General features: G+C 63.6%; 16 protein-coding genes. 8 read left to right on the plus strand and 8 right to left on the minus strand.

Annotated elements, in window-relative coordinates; all coding sequences use genetic code 11:
• The first annotated feature begins 16 nt into the window (after positions 1 to 16).
• Positions 17 to 784 carry an outer membrane protein gene (locus J4G43_RS24900; protein WP_208086629.1) on the plus strand — a complete coding sequence of 256 codons (768 nt, stop codon included), beginning with the start codon at positions 17 to 19 and terminating at the stop codon, positions 782 to 784.
• A gap of 367 nt (positions 785 to 1,151) precedes the next feature.
• Here the strand turns inward: J4G43_RS24900 and J4G43_RS24905 are convergent, their stop codons facing one another.
• Both J4G43_RS24905 and J4G43_RS24910 read right to left on the minus strand, forming a co-directional pair.
• Positions 1,152 to 1,922: an SDR family NAD(P)-dependent oxidoreductase gene (locus J4G43_RS24905; RefSeq protein WP_208086630.1), complete on the minus strand. Its 771-nt coding sequence runs from the start codon at positions 1,920 to 1,922 to the stop codon at positions 1,152 to 1,154.
• Between the two features lie 21 nt (positions 1,923 to 1,943).
• Complete coding sequence (locus J4G43_RS24910) at positions 1,944 to 2,129, minus strand: hypothetical protein (RefSeq protein ID WP_007609848.1); 186 nt, start codon at positions 2,127 to 2,129, stop codon at positions 1,944 to 1,946.
• Positions 2,130 to 2,268: 139 nt separating this feature from the next.
• Between J4G43_RS24910 and J4G43_RS24915 the strand changes: the two genes are divergently transcribed.
• Both J4G43_RS24915 and J4G43_RS24920 read left to right on the plus strand, forming a co-directional pair.
• Positions 2,269 to 2,730, plus strand: a complete 462-nt coding sequence (locus J4G43_RS24915; RefSeq protein WP_208086631.1) for a hypothetical protein — start codon at positions 2,269 to 2,271, stop codon at positions 2,728 to 2,730.
• On the plus strand, positions 2,718 to 2,903 hold the full coding sequence (locus J4G43_RS24920; RefSeq protein ID WP_208086632.1) for a hypothetical protein: 186 nt from the start codon (positions 2,718 to 2,720) through the stop codon (positions 2,901 to 2,903). Before J4G43_RS24915 ends, J4G43_RS24920 begins: the two co-directional genes overlap by 13 nt.
• Positions 2,904 to 2,995: 92 nt before the next feature.
• On the opposite strand, the gene J4G43_RS24925 is transcribed toward J4G43_RS24920, so the two are convergent.
• The 3 genes from J4G43_RS24925 to parE all read right to left on the minus strand — a co-directional run bounded on the left by J4G43_RS24925 (position 2,996) and on the right by parE (position 7,353).
• Entirely contained in the window at positions 2,996 to 3,820 is an 825-nt protein-coding gene (locus J4G43_RS24925; RefSeq protein WP_063983510.1) for an outer membrane protein, read from the minus strand.
• A gap of 277 nt (positions 3,821 to 4,097) precedes the next feature.
• The gene (locus tag J4G43_RS24930) at positions 4,098 to 4,880 is read right to left on the minus strand and encodes an outer membrane protein (protein ID WP_085401054.1); all 783 of its coding nucleotides are present in this window, start codon (positions 4,878 to 4,880) and stop codon (positions 4,098 to 4,100) included.
• Positions 4,881 to 5,307: 427 nt separating this feature from the next.
• Positions 5,308 to 7,353, minus strand: a complete 2,046-nt coding sequence (parE, locus tag J4G43_RS24935; protein WP_208086633.1) for a DNA topoisomerase IV subunit B — start codon at positions 7,351 to 7,353, stop codon at positions 5,308 to 5,310.
• Positions 7,354 to 7,624: 271 nt separating this feature from the next.
• Here parE and J4G43_RS24940 point away from each other — a divergent pair, with 271 nt between their 5' ends.
• Entirely contained in the window at positions 7,625 to 8,155 is a 531-nt protein-coding gene (locus tag J4G43_RS24940) for a DedA family protein (RefSeq protein WP_063983507.1), read from the plus strand.
• A gap of 40 nt (positions 8,156 to 8,195) precedes the next feature.
• Here J4G43_RS24940 and J4G43_RS24945 read toward each other — a convergent pair whose 3' ends face one another.
• The gene (locus tag J4G43_RS24945) at positions 8,196 to 9,197 is read right to left on the minus strand and encodes an MBL fold metallo-hydrolase (RefSeq protein ID WP_208086634.1); all 1,002 of its coding nucleotides are present in this window, start codon (positions 9,195 to 9,197) and stop codon (positions 8,196 to 8,198) included.
• Between the two features lie 411 nt (positions 9,198 to 9,608).
• Between J4G43_RS24945 and J4G43_RS24950 the strand changes: the two genes are divergently transcribed.
• From J4G43_RS24950 to J4G43_RS24965, 4 genes are all read left to right on the plus strand, one after another.
• The gene (locus tag J4G43_RS24950; protein WP_208086635.1) at positions 9,609 to 10,277 is read left to right on the plus strand and encodes an FMN-binding negative transcriptional regulator; all 669 of its coding nucleotides are present in this window, start codon (positions 9,609 to 9,611) and stop codon (positions 10,275 to 10,277) included.
• Positions 10,274 to 11,260 carry an N-acetyl-gamma-glutamyl-phosphate reductase gene (gene argC, locus J4G43_RS24955; RefSeq protein ID WP_208086636.1) on the plus strand — a complete coding sequence of 329 codons (987 nt, stop codon included), beginning with the start codon at positions 10,274 to 10,276 and terminating at the stop codon, positions 11,258 to 11,260. Before J4G43_RS24950 ends, argC (J4G43_RS24955) begins: the two co-directional genes overlap by 4 nt.
• Positions 11,261 to 11,356: 96 nt before the next feature.
• The gene (gene argC, locus J4G43_RS24960; RefSeq protein ID WP_063983503.1) at positions 11,357 to 12,403 is read left to right on the plus strand and encodes an N-acetyl-gamma-glutamyl-phosphate reductase; all 1,047 of its coding nucleotides are present in this window, start codon (positions 11,357 to 11,359) and stop codon (positions 12,401 to 12,403) included.
• 14 nt (positions 12,404 to 12,417) lie between these two features.
• A complete protein-coding gene (locus tag J4G43_RS24965) occupies positions 12,418 to 13,005 on the plus strand; it encodes a class I SAM-dependent methyltransferase (RefSeq protein ID WP_208086637.1) in 588 nt (195 codons plus the stop codon).
• A 19-nt stretch (positions 13,006 to 13,024) separates the two neighbouring features.
• Here J4G43_RS24965 and J4G43_RS24970 read toward each other — a convergent pair whose 3' ends face one another.
• Both J4G43_RS24970 and J4G43_RS24975 read right to left on the minus strand, forming a co-directional pair.
• The gene (locus J4G43_RS24970) at positions 13,025 to 13,423 is read right to left on the minus strand and encodes an MAPEG family protein (RefSeq protein WP_063983501.1); all 399 of its coding nucleotides are present in this window, start codon (positions 13,421 to 13,423) and stop codon (positions 13,025 to 13,027) included.
• Between the two features lie 82 nt (positions 13,424 to 13,505).
• The gene (locus tag J4G43_RS24975; RefSeq protein WP_208086638.1) at positions 13,506 to 15,311 is read right to left on the minus strand and encodes a PHA/PHB synthase family protein; all 1,806 of its coding nucleotides are present in this window, start codon (positions 15,309 to 15,311) and stop codon (positions 13,506 to 13,508) included.
• Positions 15,312 to 15,548: the final 237 nt, after the last annotated feature.

Here is a 15,548-nt window from a genome sequence, read left to right on the forward strand (position 1 = left end):
GGACACGGGGTGTACCATGCGTAACAAATTGATTGCCGCCTTCGCCTGCACGACCGCTCTGGTTTCGACCGGCGCTGCTTCAGCCGCCGATCTCGGTGCACGCTACATGAAGGCGCCCGCCTATGCGGAGCCGCTGTTCAACTGGACCGGTTTCTATGTCGGCGGCCATATCGGTGGCGCATGGACCAACGAGCAGTTCATCAATAACGGGACCGGCGCGCCGTTCGGCGATCTCGTTCCGGGCCAGGGCTATCGTCAGCGTGGCGCCGGCATCATGGGCGGCGCCCAGATCGGCTACAACTGGCAGGCCAACAACTACGTGTTCGGCATGGAAGGCACGATCTCCGGCCTCGACAACAAGGGTACGGTCGTCAACACCGCCTTCGGCGCCGCTGACGACATCTTCACCTGGCGTGCCAACGTGCTCGCGACCGTCGTCGGCCGCGCGGGCTTCGCCGTGCAGAACAATTTGTTCTACATCAAGGGCGGCTATGCCGGCGTGAACAACCGTCTCAACGTCAGCGACACCGTTGCGCCCTCGACGGGATCGGGCGGTCAGACCCATTGGGCCAACGGCTGGACCGTGGGCGCCGGCTGGGAATACGGCATCACCCGCAATTGGATCGTCGGCCTCGAATACAACTACGCGGCCTTCGGCAGCCAGACCTATCAGCTCGGCGGCACCTCGGGTAACTACACCTTCGATGCCAAGCCGCGCGACATCCAGTGGGCCGTCGTGCGCGCGAGCTACAAGTTCGACGCACCGGTCATCGGGCGCTACTGAGCACGTCAACGAACGACCGAAGCTAAAAAAGTACTGCCAACAACTGAAAGCCCCGGCTCCGTCCGGGGCTTTTTTCTGCCGATTCGCGTGTAGGTGCCGCCACGGGCGGGTCGGCCTGGCGGATGATCATCTCTGGAAACTGGCCGTGACGGTGCAATAGGGTGCAGTTGGTAAATAGCGCTTGCCTATTTCTGCCGCCGCGGACTCCGCGACGTATCGTTTCAGCCATGTCGTTGATGCGGTGCGCGTCGGTGTGAACTACCGCTTCGGTCCCTCGGCGGTTGTCGCAAAATAATGATCTCTTCGAACGTGAAAGCTTTCAAAGCCCCGGCATCTGCCGGGGCTTTTTCGTCGGCCACGGCCGAGCTTACGCCATCACGGAGAATCCACCGTCGACGGGGATCGCAGTGCCCGTGACGAAGTTCGAGGCGGACGAGGCGAGGAACACGGCGATGCCGGCGAAGTCGTCGATATCGCCCCAGCGTCCCGCGGGCGTGCGCGCCAGCACGCGCTCATGCAGTCCCGAGACCTGCTGCCGCGCGCCGCGCGTCAGGTCCGTGTCGATCCAACCCGGCAGGATGGCGTTGACCTGGATGTTGTCGGGCGCCCACGCATTGGCGCACGCGCGCGTGTACTGCACGATGCCGCCCTTGCTTGCCGCATAGGCGGTGGCGAAGCTCGCGCCGAAGATCGACATCATCGAGCCGATATTGATCACCTTGCCGTTGCCCGACGCCTTCAGCGCCGGATAGGCCAGCTTCGAGCACACGAAGGCGCTGGTGAGGTTGGTGTCGATCACCTTGTTCCACTCGTCGAGCTCGAGCTCGTGCGGCGGCTTGCGGATGCTCATGCCGGCATTGTTGATGAGGATGTCGATCCGGCCGAGCTCCTTGACGACGCGGTCGATCATGGCCGCGACCGCCGCCTTGTCGGTGACGTCGGTGGTGACGGCAATCGCCTTCACGCCGCGCTCTCTGAGATCGGCAACGGCAGCGGCCGACTTGGTTTCGTTACGTGCGACCACGGCGATATCGGCGCCGGCGTCGGCGAGTCCGTGGGCGAGGCCAAGACCGATGCCGCCATTGCCCCCTGTGACGATCGCGACTTTGCCGCGGAGATCGAACCGGTTGGATGTCATATTTGTATTCCCTGGTTTCTTCTATTGGTTGCTCTGCCAGATCAGGACCAGTCCGAAGCCGGCCATGGCTGCGCCATAGCCGGCCCATTGCAACTGGTTGACCATGAAGCTCGACCGCGGCCAGGCGACGGTGCCCGTTCCCTGTCCGATCCAGAGCAGCCCGACGGCGAGGGCAAACAGGCCTGCGATCAGCAGAAATCTGCGCATGCATTCCTCCCCGTTGGTTTGCTTCTGTCGTGGCCTACGGCATCAACGATCGCCGCTTGTCACGAAAACTTCCCGCCAGACTAGCCGTAGCTTCGGTTTGGATACAATGGCTGCGGATGCAGGGCCGCTGGGAGGATCCATGTCCGTGCGGAAGATGATCCTTGGTAGCACCCTTGGCATCGCTGCTGCGGCCGCACTGGTGGCGGCCTATGCCGTCATTCCGCGACCTGCGGATCTGCGGGCGTTCGATCCGGCCGAGATGGCGCGGCTCGAGACCGCGATGTGGCGCGACTATTACGACAAGCGCCATGCCGCGCTGTTCTATCATCTCTACGAATCGACGCGGACGCAGTTCGGCTTTTCGCCGCTAAGAAGCTTGCAGATCGCGCTCGGCGCCGCCGGGGCCGCCAGGACGTTCCAGCCGACGCGGTCACGCCGGGAGGCCGATGCGGCCCTGCCAGCGCTCGTTGGATACTACCGGGATTTTGCATCGGCGACGCGCACGAGGCCGCCCGTCTCGAGCTTGACTGGTGGCAGGCGCGGCGCGAGGCGGCGGACCCGCGCGACTATGGCCTCACCATCGCACGCGTGGCGGCGCTGACCTACGGCAAGAGCGCGGACGATTCTGGCATCAGGCAGTTCGGCATTGCGCGGGCGGAGGCCATGCCGTTTCGCGATGCGCGGGGCGAGGCGATCACCGAGGCCGACTGGGCGGGGATCGAGAACCGGCTTGGAGAGGCGTACCGATCTCTGAAGGCGAGCGTCAGCCGCTGACAATCCGACAACGAAAAAGCCCCGGACGATGCCGGGGGCTTTGACGTATGATATCCAGGCTGGATCAGGACTTGTTCAGGAGTTGGGGCGCTTCAGTTGAAGCGGTAGACCAGCGACGTGCTGATGGTCTGGACCCAGGGCTTGAAGGTAATTGCGGTGCCCGTCAGACCCACTGCCGGCGCGCCGAAATTATTACCCGGAGCAAACGTCGTGGGCCGGGAAATGCGGTCATAGTACGCCGAACGGTATTCGGTTTTCATGAACCAGCCGGGCGCAGCAATTCCGAAAATGTCGAGGTTGTTCTCGACGCCACCGCCAACGAAAAAGCCATCGCGGTGGAAGGAGCCAGTGGTCGTCTGCGTCGCGGTACTGGCGCCCGGTCCCACACCCAGAAACGTCTGAGACGTGCCTGACCATTCCGAACCCGAGTAACCGGCGTTGACGTAGGACAGGACATTGGGCGCAACGAGATAGCCTAACCGCGCGCCGGCCGTGTAGCTGGTGCGGAGCTTTTGGCGGCCTTCAGTTTGCCAGAAGGCGGGGTCGGTCAGCGAGCCACTGATGTCACCGAACTGTCCGTCAGCAAAGACGCCGGCCACCCAGCGGCCGTTGAATTGCCAATCGTAACCGGCGCCGACGGTTCCAAACCAGCCGCTGCCGCCCAGGCGCGTATCGCGGGTTATCGCAGTGCCAGCAGGTCCGAAGGCACCGAACCCTCCAGCAACACCAGTGCTCTGGATGTTGCTGTCAGCGGACCACAGACCGCCGCCGCCGCCGCCGAAGATGTAGAAGCCGGTCCAGCTTTGGACGGGCGCGGGCGCCAGAGCCTTCACATAGGGGCGGGCCCCAAGGTCAGCCGCCGCGGCCGAACCGGTCATCGCCGCCAATGCCGTCAGAGCGAGCAAAAACTTCTTCATGATTAAATCCCAACCTTGGTCTGTTCGGCGCGCGCGCTGAACTTCGAGTCATCGGATGACCAAGCTATAGGCGGTTCCAGCCAAAAAGCTGTTGCCGGTCAGGTACATATGAATTGGGAACGCAGAGCTTGAGGCGACGCCTCCGGACTGGCACGACCCGCTGGGGCACCGCGCACCGGAGCTCTCGATGTTCGAGCCTTGAACTCCGCAAAACAGAAGCCGCAACGAAAAAGCCCCGGACAATGCCGGGGCTTTGACGTCTGAATTTCAGATCAGATCAGTACTTCGCGACGACCGGACCGGTCCAGTTGAAGCGGTAGACCAGCGAGGTCGAGATCGTCTGGTTCCAGCTGTTGGCGCGGATGCTGTTGCCGGTCGGGAGGTTGGTGCCGTCGATCAGTTCGTCCTGGGTCTTGGCGTTGTAGAAGGCCGAACGATATTCGGTCTTCATGAACCAGCCGGGCGAAGAGATGCCGAAGATGTTCAGGCTGTTCTCGACGCCGCCGCCAACGAACCAACCATTGCGGTTGTAGCTGTTGAGGTGGGCACCAGCGGGAACGCCGGCCAGCGTCAGGAAGTTGGTCTGGCCGAAGTGAGCGCCGGAATAACCGCCGTTGACGTAGGAGAGAACGTTCGGAGCAACCAGATAGCCGAGGCGCACACCAGCGGCCCAGGAGTCTTCCAGCTTCTGCGAGCCGGTGATGCCGAAGAAGGGATCCTGAACCGTGCCACGGATGCTGCCGAACTGACCGTCAGCGAACACGCCGGCGACCCAAGTGCTGTTGAACTGCCAGTCGTAGCCGAGACCGACGGTGCCGAACCAGCCCGAGCCACCCTGGCGCTGGCCGATCGTCAGCGGAACCGCGCCGACCGTGGTCTGGACGGACTGATCGGAGTTCGAGAGGCCACCACCACCACCGCCGAAGATGTAGAAGCCGGTCCAGTTGGCGACGGGCGCCGGAAGCGGGGCCTTCACGTAGGGACGGGCAGCCAGATCGGCCGCCGACGCCGAGCCGGTCATCGCGGCAACCGCGGTGAGTGCGAGCAAAATCTTCTTCATCTTAAAATCCCCAAGCTTTGGTCTGTCCGGCAGGCGCGAGCGCACTGAAGTCCGAGTGATCTGATGCCCGGACTATAGCCGCTTTCCACCGAAATGCTGTTGCCGGACAGGCACAGTCGCCGGGAAACGCCGCTCGGCGAGGATTCCGGGCGTGATCGCCGAAATCAAAAATAGCTCTATTATTACAATGTGTTGCGTCGTTTTCCGAAGATCGAATTCCGGTAACTTCTCGTTAGCAAATCCGGCTCTGTCCGAAATGGTAGCAATCCTGCCTCAGCCTTGGCGCCGGTGAGTCGTTGGCCGAGTCGTTCCGCCCAAAGATGAGTCGGGTAGCGGACGCGGTCTGGTCGGGCGCCTCCGCGAGCAGCCGCAAACAAAAAAGCCCCGGCCGAGGCCGGGACTTTGTGCGTGACGTCGGAAGACTGCCTCAGACGTCGAGCAGCTCCTCGCTCGCAAACTCCGCCTTGTCCGAGATGAACGCGAAGCGCGCCTCGGCCTTGGTGCCCATCAGGCGCTCCACCGAATCCGCCGTGGTGTCGCGGTCGTCGGCGAGCAGCACCACCTTGAGTAGCGTCCGCTTGCGCGGATCCATGGTGGTTTCCTTGAGCTGCGCCGGCATCATCTCACCGAGACCTTTGAAGCGGTTCACCTCGACCTTGGCGTTGGCGTTGAACTCGCTCTTGAGCAGCGTCTCCTTGTGCTTGTCGTCGCGCGCGTAGACGGACTTCGAGCCATGGGTCAGCTTGTAGAGCGGCGGCACCGCGAGGAAGAGGTGGCCCTCGTCGATCAGCCGCGGCATCTGCCGGTAGAAGAAGGTGATCAGGAGCGAGGCGATGTGGGCGCCGTCGACGTCGGCGTCGGTCATGATGATGATGCGCTGATAGCGCAGATCCTCTTCGCGATATTGCAAAAGCTGGCCGCAGCCGATCGCTTGCACGAGGTCGGAGATCTGCGCGTTCGCCGTCAGCTTGTCCTTGCCGGCCGAGGCGACGTTGAGGATCTTGCCGCGCAGCGGCAGCACCGCTTGCGTCTTGCGATCACGGGCCTGCTTGGCGCTGCCGCCTGCCGAGTCACCCTCGACGATGAAGAGCTCGGAGCCCTCGGTGCCGGCATCGGTGCAGTCGGCGAGCTTGCCGGGCAGGCGCAGCTTCTTGCCGGCGGTCTTGCGTGCCGTTTCCTTTTCCTGGCGGCGGCGCAGCCGCTCCTCGGCGCGGTCGATCACGAAGTCGAGCAGTCGGTTGGCCATGTTCGGATTACCCGATAGCCAGTGGTCGAACGGATCCTTCATCGCCTGTTCGACGATGCGCTGCGCTTCGGCGGTGGCGAGACGATCCTTGGTCTGGCCCTGGAATTCAGGCTCGCGCACGAACACCGACAGCATCACGGCCGCGCCCACCATGACGTCTTCCGACGTAATGGATGACGCGCGCTTGCCCTGACCGACGCGCTCGGCGTGATCCTTCAGGCCGCGCAGCAGCGCGCTGCGCAGGCCGGATTCGTGCGTGCCGCCATCGGGCGTCGGCACGGTGTTGGTGTAGGACGACAGGAAGCCGTCGGCATCCGCGGTCCAGGCGACAGCCCATTCGCAGGCGCCATGCGCGCCGTTGCGGCCCGATTTGCCCGAGAAGATGTCGGGATGCACCAAGGTGTCGGCGTGGATCGCAGCGGCGAGGTAATCCTTGAGGCCGCCGGGGAAGTGGAAGGTCGCTTCCGCCGGCACATCCTCGACGCCCTTCAAGAGCTCGGGTGCGCAATTCCAGCGGATCTCGACGCCGCCGAACAGATACGCCTTCGAGCGCGTCATCTTGAACAGGCGCTGCGGCTTGAATGCGGCCTTGGCGCCGAAGATGTCGGTGTCGGGCTTGAAGCGCACGCGGGTGCCGCGGCGGTTGTTGATCTTGCCGAGATCCTCGAGCTTACCCTTCGGGTGCCCGCGCTCGAATGTCATGCGGTAGAGTTTCTGGCTGCGTGCGACCTCGACCTCGAGCAGCGAGGAGAGGGCGTTCACCACGGAGATGCCGACACCGTGCAGACCGCCGGAAGTCTCGTAGACCTTGGAGTCGAATTTGCCACCCGAGTGCAGCGTGCACATGATGACTTCGAGCGCCGACTTCTTCGGGAACTTCGGATGCGGATCGATCGGGATGCCGCGGCCGTTGTCGGTGACGGTCAGGAACCCGTCGGCGCTGAGCTCGACTCCGATGAAGGTCGCGTGCCCGGCCAGCGCCTCGTCCATCGAGTTGTCGATGACTTCGGCGAAGAGGTGATGCAGCGCCTTCTCGTCGGTGCCGCCGATATACATGCCGGGCCGGCGGCGCACCGGTTCCAGGCCTTCGAGCACCTCGATATCGGCCGCAGTGTAGTCGGCTTCGCCGCCGGTCCCGCGCGAGGCCGCCTTGGCGGGCGCGCGCGACTTCGGCTCATCGCCGCCGAAAAAATCGTCTTTTGCTTTTGGCTTCAACTGCTTGGACATATATTTTGATGCACTTTGATGGCCGCGATGGCGGCGAATCGGTTGGGCCGACTATGCCACGGCTGGCCTGCAAAGGTCACCGCAGGTCCGCCCGGCGGGTGTGGGTGGGAGCCAATCCCGGCGATTTTACGCCGCAGGCCCCACCAATTCCCGGCAATTTGACACCTGGGCCCGGCTCAGGCCCGGCTTTGTGACTTGATGTCACACAAGTCCTTGGCTTACCAGTCCTTTTATCTGACAGGACCGTGACGGGGCGGGAAGGCAATCTGGAATGGAGCAGTACGCGCACGCGCTGGCCGATTTCGTGCGCGCTCACCAGGCTTGGGCGGCCCCGATCGTGTTCCTGCTCGCCTTCGGGGAGTCGCTGGCCTTCATCTCGCTGCTGATCCCGGCCTGGGGGGCGCTGGTTGCGATCGGCGCGCTGATCGGGGCCAGCGGCATCAGCTTCTATCCGGTCTGGATCGCCGGCGGCATCGGTGCTGCGCTCGGCGACTGGGTCTCCTACTGGTTCGGCTATCGCTACAAGGAGCAGGTCGCGCAGATGTGGCCGCTCTCGCGCTATCCGGAGCTGCTGCCCAGGGGCGAAGCCTTCGTGCGGAGCTGGGGCGTGCCCAGCATCTTCATCGGCCGCTTCTTCGGCCCCTTGCGCGCCTCGGTGCCGCTCGCAGCCGGCATTTTCGAGATGCCCTATTGGAGTTTTCAGGCCGCCAATTTCATCTCGGCACTGGTCTGGTCCGCGGCGCTGTTGCTGTTCGGCGACGTGATCGCGAAGATCATGGAATGGATCTGGCGCGTGATCTGACCGGGCAGCTCGGCCGCCCGGTCAGCGCATACGGCAGAGCCTAGAGCGAGGCGTTCCAGATCGACGGAATCCAGCGATAGCCCGAACCATCCTTCTCCTTCTCGACGCGGACGAGACCTGGGAAGGCGGCATGGAAGGCCTGGATCGGCATCTTCTCGGCAATCGCCATGTCGTAGAGCTTGCGCCGCGTCTGTTGCGCCAGCGGTTTGTCGACGTCGGAGGCGATGTTCCATTCGGGGTGCTTCACGAACAGGAACGCTGCGCCTGCGGTGATGTCGACCTGTACAAGTACCTTTTCCGCGCCGGACGCGACGATGAAGGAGTTGTGTCCCGGCGTGTGGCCCGGGCTCGCCACCGAGGTGATGCCTGGCGCGACTTCCTTGCCGGACTCGTATTGCGTGACCTTGCGACCGAGCGCATCGAACACGCGGCGGATGTTCTTGAAGTTGCTTTCGAGGATCGGATTGCCGGTCCCCTTGCTCATCTCGCCGTCGTCCATCCAGAACTTCCATTCCACTGCCGGAACCATGATCTCGGCGTTGGGGAAGGCCGGCTTGTTCTCGGCCGCGAGCAGGCCGTTGATGTGGTCGCCGTGGAAGTGCGAGATGATGACGGCGTCGACTGCCGCGCGGTCGATGCTGGCCGCCGCAAGGTTGTTGTGGAACTGGCCGACCTTGCCCTTGGTCTGCGTGAACTGGTCGGGCCCGAGACCGGTATCGATCACGACGAGCTTCGGCCCGGTGTTGACGACGACCGGATTGAAGGTGTGGGTGACCTTGTCGGTCGGCAGATGGTTCTCGGCGAAGATCTTGTTGATGTCGTCCTTGCTGGCGCCGGCCGCGTAATTGTCCGTCAGGTTGACGGTCGCGACGCCGTCGCAGACCACGGTGATCTGGTGGGTGCCGACATTGTAGCGGTAGAAGCTCGCATTCTGGGTCGCGGCCGGGGGCGCGGCGGCGCTCGCGGGCGAGGTCTTCACGAAGGGCAGGAGCGCCGAGGCGGCGGCGCCGGCTAGCGTTGCGCGACGGGTGATCTCGGTCATGGCGATGTCCTGGGGCTGGGTTGCGAACGAAAGGCGCGGACCGGCGGGGTTGTGGCGCCTTTCTTTCTCGGGAACCCCCAAGCTTAGGAGAAATTCCGCTGCGACCCGATGACACCCGTGCGGCATCCTGCCGTCACGGGGGCGGCATCCTGCCGTCACGTGGTGCGGCAGCCGTCGCGCCCCATCGATTTGGACTTGACCCTGGAACCCGCTGGCCTTATAGCCGCGCGCCATGATCAACGCCGCGACCATCCTGTTCGCCCGTCGCCGCCGCCGCTCTTTAGCGGTTTGGGCGGTCGATCGCGTTTGAGATCATCGTCTTTGCCGCTGGATCCGATCCGCGGCATTCTCTCTCCTGTCAGCGCGATCTGATCCGGCGGCCCCCCCGAGGAGGCCCAGCAGGAGACCACGATGTACACGCCACCCTTTTTCAAGCAGGACCGCGCCGCGAGCCTGAAATTCGCCGAGGAGCGCGGCTTCGGCACGATGTGCGCCTTCGACGGCCACAAGCCGGTCGCCTCGCCGCTGCCGTTCTACCTGACTTACGCCGCTGACGGCACGCCGCAGGCCGCCTTTCATGTCGCCCGTCACAATCCGCTGCTAAAGCTGGCGGACGGCGCGACCTCCTGGCTGCTCGCGGTCAACGGCCCCGATGCCTATGTATCGCCCGACTGGTACGTCTCGCCGGATCAGGTGCCGACCTGGCTCTACCAGTCGGTGCATCTGAGCGGGCCGGTGCGCCTCTTGTCGGACGATCAGCTGGCGGTGCAGATCGACACGCTGAGCGACAAGTTCGAGAGCTGGCTGTTGCCGAAAGCGCCGTGGACATCGGCGAAGATGACGGCAGGCCGGCTGGAAGCGTTGAAGAAGGGGATCGTGGGTCTGGTCATGACGGTTGAAGAGGTCGAAGGCAGCTTCAAGCTCAACCAGCACAAATCGGACGCCGACTACACCGCGATCGCCAACGCGCTCGGTGCGCAACCCGAAGCCGACGCCAGAGAGATTGCACAATTGATGCAGGACGTGAGGCCGGAGGCCTTCGCGAACGAAACCAACATGCTCGAAAGGAGCGCGCCATGAGCCTCACCGAAACCACCAAGGCCCCGACCACCGGCGCGGCCAAGAAGCCCGCCACCGTCTTCGTCGACGGCGGCTCCGGCACCACCGGGCTCGGCATCAACGAGCGGCTGAAGCTCCAGAGCGACGTCACCGTGAAGACGATTTCCGACGACAAACGCAAGGATCCCGCGGCCAAGAAGGCGCTGATGGAGGAGGTGGATCTCGTCATCCTCTGCCTGCCTGACGATGCCGCGAAGGAAACAGTGGCGCTGGTCGACAGCATGGGCACCGCAGGGCCGAAGGTGCTGGACGCTTCCACCGCCTACCGGGTCGCGCCCGACTGGGCCTACGGCTTTCCGGAGCTGACGCCGGACCAGGCCGGCAAGATCAAGGCCGCGAAGAAGGTCTCCAATCCCGGTTGCTATCCGACCGGTGCGATCGCGCTGCTGCGGCCGATCGTCGATGCCGGTCTGTTGCCGCCCGATTATCCCGTCGCCGTCAACGCGGTGAGCGGCTATTCCGGCGGCGGCAAGTCGATGATCGCGAGCTTCGAAGACGGCAGCGCGCCGTCCTTCGAGCTCTACGGCCTCGGCTTCGAGCACAAGCATCTGCCGGAGATGCAGCTCTATTCGAAACTGACGCGGCGGCCGATCTTCATTCCCTCGGTCGCCAACTACCGGCAGGGCATGCTGGTCTCGGTGCCGCTCCAGCTCGACGCGCTGCCCGGCAAGCCCAGCGGTGCGGACCTTCAGGCCGCGCTGGCCAAGCGTTACGCCGGCTCGAAATATGTCTCGGTGATGCCGCTCCAGAACGAGGCGACCAAGGGCGGCAAGCTCGAGCCGGAGGCGCTCAACGAGACCAACACGCTCGAGCTCCACGTCTTCGCCAGCGACAAATATCACCAGGCGGTACTGGTCGCCCGGCTCGACAATCTCGGCAAGGGCGCCTCGGGTGCGGCCGTGCAGAACATGCGGCTGATGTTGGGCCTTGCCGACAATAGCTGATCGAACGTTGCTCGGGAGGCCAGCCCGGTGGACGAAGCGACGATGCGACTTTCGACCCCGGCAAGACGATCAAATGACGCCTGAAAGGTACGCGTGATGAGCTCGAAGAAGATCGGCATTCTCGGCGCCTCCGGTTACACCGGGGCCGATGCGGTGCGCCTGTTGGCCCGGCATCCGAATGCCGAGATCGTCGCGCTCACCGCCAACACCCATGCCGGCAAGTCGATGGGCGACGTGTTTCCGCATTTTTTCATGCTGGACCTGCCGAAACTCGTGGAATGGGAAAAGGTCGACTGGAGCAAGCTCGATGCGGTGTTCTGCGGACTGCCGCACGGCACCACGCAGGAAATCATCGCCGCGGTCCTCAAGGCAAATCCCAAAATCAAGGTCCTCGACATGTCCGCCGATTTCAGGCTGCGGGACAAGAGCACCTATGCGCAGTGGTACGGCCATGAGCACCGGGCGCTCGAACTGCAGGGCGAAGCGGTCTACGGTCTCACCGAATTCTATCGCGAGAAGATCACGTCGGCGCGGCTGGTCGCCTGTCCCGGCTGCTATCCCACGGCGGCGCTGCTCGCGCTGGTGCCGCTTGCGAAAGCCAAGCTGATCGACGTCGACGACATCGTCATCGACGCGAAATCGGGCGTCACCGGCGCCGGCCGCGGGCTGAAACAGAACACGTTGTTCAGCGAGGCGGGCGAGGGGCTGTCGCCCTATTCGGTCGGCACCCACCGGCACGCGCCCGAGATCGAGCAGGAGATCGGCGTCGCCGCCGGTTCCGCAGTGACGATCAACTTCACGCCGCATCTTATTCCGATGGCGCGCGGCGAACTCTGCACCTCCTACGTCAAGCTCAACGGCGCGACGCCGGACGATCTGCGAAGCGCGCTGGAGCAGGCTTATGCCAACGAGCCCTTCGTGCATGTCGCCAGGAAGGGCGTGCTGCCGCAGACCCAGAATGTGCGCGGCTCCAATTATGTGCAGATCGGCGTCGTCGCCGACCGCATCAAGAACCGGGCGATCGTGATTTCCACGCTCGACAATCTGGTGAAGGGTTCGGCCGGGCAAGCGATCCAGAACATGAACCTGATGTTCGGGCTGCCCGAGACGGCGGGGTTGGAGCAGATCGCGCTGTTTCCATGACACGAGGTACTGCGGTGGACGAAGCGACCTTGCAATTCTACCGGCAGAACGCCGAGGTCTATGCCGGCTGGGCGAAGGCCGCATCGACGCGGTTGCGGGGCTTTCTCGCCCTGCAGCCGCCGGGAGGCGCGATCCTCGAGCTCGGTTGCGGTGCCGGCAATCATTCCGCAGTGATGCTCGCCGAAGGTTTTTCAGTGCGTGCGACCGATGGCTCGCCCGAAATGGCCGAGATCGCCTCGCGCCGGCTTGGTCATCCCGTCGAGGCGATGCGGTTCGACCAGCTGGATGCGCACGAGGCCTATGACGGCGTCTGGGCGAGCGCCTGTCTGCTGCATGTGCCACGCGACGAACTCGCCGGCATCCTTGGAAAGATCCACCGTGCGCTCAAGCCATCAGGCGTGTTCTACGCCAGCTACAAGATGGGTGAGGACGATGGCCGCGACAGCCTCGGGCGCTACTACAGCTACGTCTCGCGGGAGTGGCTCGAGATGACTTACGCCAGCGCAGGTTCGTGGATCACGCTGTCGTCGGACACCAACGTGATCCAGAGTTTCGACGAGACGCCAGCCAACATGCTGAACCTCGTCGTACGCAGGGCCTGATCCCTAAGAGACCCGATTTCTAGAGCACCTTGAAGATTGCCAGCGCAAGCACGGCCTGGGCGAGGAAGCCGACGGTGAAGGCGAGAGTCCGGAACACCGGGATTCCGAGCGCATAGACGATCAGATGCGCGACACGCGACCAGAAATAGACCGCGCAGGCGAGCACGGTCCATTTCGAGGAATAGTCGATCGCGTTCAGGATCAGCACCAGTGGCGCGAAGAGCACGAGGTTCTCGACCGCGTTGTCATGCGCGAACATCAGGCGGTTCGCCCACTCCGCCTGCGGCTTGTCGGCGCGCGAGGGATTGGCCAGCGCGCCACTGAGACCTCGAACCTGGCAGCGGTTGATGGTGTAGGGAATCCAGAGGATCCCGGTCAGGATCACAGTCAGTGTCAGCCAGAACAATTCGCGCGTCATAACCCGGTCCCCTCTGTCGTCGCTGTGTTGAACGCGAGATTATACAAGCGCGCAGGATTGCGCCATGCGCAAAGAAATCCCGCTAGGCGCGAACCCTGACATAGCTGCCGGGCGCGTCCTCGATCGCGGGCAGGGCCTCGCTGCCGACCACGCGCGCCGGGACTTCCTCGGGATCGAGCCCGCCCAGCCATTCGCGCCAGTCCGGCCACCACGAGCCCTTGTGCTCCACCGCGCCCTTCATCCACTCGGCGACGTTGACGTCCTTGACGTTGTCGTTGGTCCAGTACTGGTACTTGTTCGAGGCGGGCGGGTTGACCACGCCGGCGATGTGGCCCGAGCCGGACAGGACGTATTTTACCGGGCCGCCGAAGAACTGCGAGCCGTACAGCACCGATTCGGCCGGCGCGATGTGGTCCTCGCGGGTGGCGAGGTTGTAGACCGGCACCTTGACCTTGGAGAGGTCGAGCAGCGTGTTGTCGAGCACCATGGTGCCGGTGGAGAGCCGGTTCTCCAGGTAGCAATTGCGCAGGTAATAGGAATGGTTCGACGCGGTCATGCGCGTCGCATCCGAATTCCAGTGCAAGAGGTCGAACGCGCTCGGCTGCTGGCCCTTCAGATAGTTGCTGACGACATAGGACCAGATCAGATCGTTGGAGCGCAGCATGTTGAAGGCCATCGCCATCTTCGAGCCTTCGAGCACGCCGGCCGCCTTCATGTCCTGCTCGAGGGCCGCGATCTGGTCCTCGTCGACGAACACGAGGAGATCGCCGGCATGGGTGAAGTCGACCTGCGCGGCGAAGAACGTCGCCGACGCCACGCGCTGGCGGCGCTTCTCGGCGAGCCAGGCCAGCGTGGTCGCGAGCATGGTGCCGCCGACGCAATAGCCGGCGGTGTGCACCTTCAACTCGCCGGTGACCTTCTCGATCACGTCCATCGCCGTGAGCGGGCCTTCCTTCATGTAGTCTTCCCAGCTCTTGTTGCCGAGCCGCTTGTCGGGATTGACCCATGAGATCACGAACACGGTGATGCCCTGGTCGACGCACCACTTGATGTAGGATTTCTCCGGCTTGAGATCGAGGATGTAGAACTTGTTGATCCAGGGCGGCACGATCAGGAGCGGCGTGCGCAGCACGTTCTCCGTGGTCGGCGAATACTGGATCAGCTGCATCATCTCGTTCTGGTAGATCACCTTGCCCGGCGTCGTCGCCATGTTGACGCCGACGACGAGATTGTCCGGATTGGACTGGCGGATCTTCAGCATGCCCTTGCCGGCCGCGATGTCCTCGGCCAGCATCTTCAGGCCGCGCGCCAGGTTCTCGCCGCTGCTCGCCACCGTCTCGCGCAGCACTTCCGGATTGGTCAGCACGAAGTTCGACGGCGAGATCGCATTGGTGACCTGCTGGACGTAGAACTCCGCCTTGCGGCGGGTCTGCGGATCGAGCTCGGCGTCGTGCACCAGCTCCTGCGCCCATTTGGTCGTGAGCAGATAGAGCTGCATCATGAAATCAAAGAACTGGTTCGACTTCCATTCCGGATCGGCAAAGCGCTTGTCGCGCGGCGAGGGCGCGATCGCGGGTGAAGCGTCCTGGCCGGCCATGCGGCGCGCCGCCGAGCCCCAGAGGTCGAGATAATCCTTGGCGAGCTTGGTCTGCAGATCGGACGCGCGGGATGTATCTGACATCCAGTATTGGGCGACCGACGTGAAGGCCTTGACCACTTCCGTAAGCTCGGCCGGCGGGCGATCCTGCACGTCGCCGCTCTCGCGTGGTTTCAGATACGCGGCGAGCGCCTTGCCGCCGCTCTCCATCGCCCGCGCGACATTCATCGCGAAGGCTTCCGCATCGAACTTCGTCTCGGGTTTGGGCGTGTCGGTCGTGGCGGTACTCATGAGCAGAACAGTAACGATTCATTCTGTATTCGTCACCGCGAAGCTCGCATGTTTGGCGTTAAACAAGCTCCAACATGTGCTGCACTGCGACAAAGCCCCTTGGTTTTGTCACAATCAGCGTGCACCTCTTCCGCAGTGGGCCTTGGAAGTATTCTCGCTCGTACCATTTGTGGGCAGCAATGGTTTGAGCTTGGGCAGGTTGTCGGGTTAAGTTCCGGCAGCCTTGCGTTGGGACGA

The organism is Bradyrhizobium barranii subsp. barranii, from assembly GCF_017565645.3.
Classification (GTDB): Bacteria; Pseudomonadota; Alphaproteobacteria; order Rhizobiales; family Xanthobacteraceae; genus Bradyrhizobium; species Bradyrhizobium barranii.

Coding starts and splice junctions, on each gene's coding strand:
- J4G43_RS24945 (WP_208086634.1), bottom strand. CDS start 9,197: ATGACCGAGATCACCCGTCGCGCAACGCTAGCCGGCGCCGCCGCCTCG.
- parE (WP_208086633.1), bottom strand. CDS start 7,353: ATGTCCAAGCAGTTGAAGCCAAAAGCAAAAGACGATTTTTTCGGCGGC.
- argC (WP_063983503.1), top strand. CDS start 11,357: ATGAGCTCGAAGAAGATCGGCATTCTCGGCGCCTCCGGTTACACCGGG.
- J4G43_RS24970 (WP_063983501.1), bottom strand. CDS start 13,423: ATGACGCGCGAATTGTTCTGGCTGACACTGACTGTGATCCTGACCGGG.
- J4G43_RS24940 (WP_063983507.1), top strand. CDS start 7,625: ATGGAGCAGTACGCGCACGCGCTGGCCGATTTCGTGCGCGCTCACCAG.
- argC (WP_208086636.1), top strand. CDS start 10,274: ATGAGCCTCACCGAAACCACCAAGGCCCCGACCACCGGCGCGGCCAAG.
- J4G43_RS24930 (WP_085401054.1), bottom strand. CDS start 4,880: ATGAAGAAGATTTTGCTCGCACTCACCGCGGTTGCCGCGATGACCGGC.
- J4G43_RS24915 (WP_208086631.1), top strand. CDS start 2,269: ATGTCCGTGCGGAAGATGATCCTTGGTAGCACCCTTGGCATCGCTGCT.
- J4G43_RS24950 (WP_208086635.1), top strand. CDS start 9,609: ATGTACACGCCACCCTTTTTCAAGCAGGACCGCGCCGCGAGCCTGAAA.
- J4G43_RS24975 (WP_208086638.1), bottom strand. CDS start 15,311: ATGAGTACCGCCACGACCGACACGCCCAAACCCGAGACGAAGTTCGAT.
- J4G43_RS24905 (WP_208086630.1), bottom strand. CDS start 1,922: ATGACATCCAACCGGTTCGATCTCCGCGGCAAAGTCGCGATCGTCACA.
- J4G43_RS24900 (WP_208086629.1), top strand. CDS start 17: ATGCGTAACAAATTGATTGCCGCCTTCGCCTGCACGACCGCTCTGGTT.
- J4G43_RS24910 (WP_007609848.1), bottom strand. CDS start 2,129: ATGCGCAGATTTCTGCTGATCGCAGGCCTGTTTGCCCTCGCCGTCGGG.
- J4G43_RS24925 (WP_063983510.1), bottom strand. CDS start 3,820: ATGAAGAAGTTTTTGCTCGCTCTGACGGCATTGGCGGCGATGACCGGT.